The following is a 1,820-nucleotide window of genomic DNA, read 5'->3' on the forward strand; positions in this document are numbered from 1 at the left end:
AAGTACTCCCATCTGTATTTTAAGGCTGTTTCTCCCGTATTATAAATTGGGCGAGGTCTGATCCGTTTTCTGTTATTATCCTGACGTTTTATAACACGAATAACGGCACTTTCACCTTCTTTAAAATTCATAAGTTCATTTGCTGTTAACAGTGGGCGTTGATCTAGACTTTCCGTTTTATTTTTATCAGTAGAAAGACTTTTTCCGCTTCGGGAAGATAGATTAATCGTCTGATTCCCTAGTTTTTTGGAAACTTTTTCGGCGGTTTCTTGATCGTTCGTTAGAATGTAGATGGTATTCCCACAGTTTCCATCAATCGTATCTGCATCCTCACCATACTTATTTTTCAATTGTGCATATGCCTGGATTACAAGGTTAAAGCGAACATTTCTACCAAGACAAACCGTGATAATATTTGCCATTCCTTCAATACTCGGCATATTTCCAAACTCATCTAAGCAAAAAACCACTTCACGGTGACATTTCCCTCCACGAGCGAGGGATGCACCCTTTGCCAATATAAAATAAAGCTGCCTTACAAAAATAGAAGCAATCACATGATTTGAAGAATCAAAGTCTGGTGTAATCATAAAAATAGCGACTGGTTTATCGAAATAGTCCACTGTTATTACTTGTATATCTTCATTTTCTTCTATTACTTTAAATTCTGTATCACCTGTCTTTTCATCTATTTTCATAATAGAAATAGATGTTTTCTTTTTCTTATTTCCTTTTTCATTAAATTGAATGGTATCCCCAACTTTTATTACTTTCTTAAAATCTAATGCAAAACGTCCCTTAATATCTGATTTGATAGACTCCTTTGAGCCATCCGGAAATACAATTTCTATTCGTTTTCTAGGTGTTACTTTTCCTTTTATTGTTTTTCCAAAACCTACACGTTTTAAATCCACACTATTTTTTGCGGTCATTTTAGCGATTTCATCAAATGTAAAAATAGATAAACCGTTCATTGTTTGTGTAAAAATACCACCTCTAGCTTGCCCTTTTGAGAAATTAGAAGTTGCATATTGCATTTTCGCAACACTGTCTGATGGTAAATTCTCAAAGTATAAATCTAAAGCATTTTTCGGCGGTTCCTCTGGATCTATAATTATTTCTTTCGAACCAAGTTCCGATAGCATGTTAGCTACTGCATACATCGTTATTTTTTCCTCTGTTCCTTCTGCAATACATTTATCTGTTATGGCTAAAATCATGGCGTTACATAAGCTCATAGCGCAATCTTGCCAAAAAGGATCTTTAACACCTGGTTTATAATACAAAGTGTGTGAGAGTGTCTTACATAATGCCTGTGCCGTTGAATAATCTCCATCTTTATAGGCATCTTTGACAAGCTGCAATAAGTTATAGCTCATAGAATCAAGTGGAGTTAACAGGTTCAAAACTTCAATGTGATAGCCTCGTTCTTCCAGCGTTTCTTTCGATGCGCTGAACAATTCCCCCTTTGGATCATTAAAAATTAGGGAGGGTTTATGTTCTGCTCTAGAATAGACATCAATTGTAGGAAATACATAGGTTTCCCCTTTACCAGAGCGTGTTGTACCAATAATTAAGTTGTTTACCGGACTATCATCAATAAATACCTTGTCACCTAGTCGGGAGATAACAACACCACCGCCACCTTTAAATGTTTCCTCTCGATCTGGTACAGCTCGGTACTGCTTTTTCAGCTCTTCAACTGTTGTAAAACGACTAGACCCTTTCTCATGATTATTTAAGTTTTTAAAGGAAGATTTCAATTTGTACACTGTTCTCGCTATAGTTCCAATCACTACAAGGAAAACAAGCAAGTAGTA

1 protein-coding gene is annotated in these 1,820 nt (G+C 35.8%); it reads right to left on the reverse strand.

What is annotated here, in order from left to right; genetic code table 11:
* The coding region (locus BM089_RS30380; RefSeq protein ID WP_090979217.1) for a VirD4-like conjugal transfer protein, CD1115 family at positions 1–1,820 on the reverse strand (1,820 nt) is incomplete at both ends.

Source organism: Bacillus sp. 5mfcol3.1 (assembly GCF_900114335.1).
Taxonomy (GTDB): domain Bacteria; phylum Bacillota; class Bacilli; order Bacillales; family Bacillaceae_G; genus Bacillus_A; species Bacillus_A thuringiensis_S.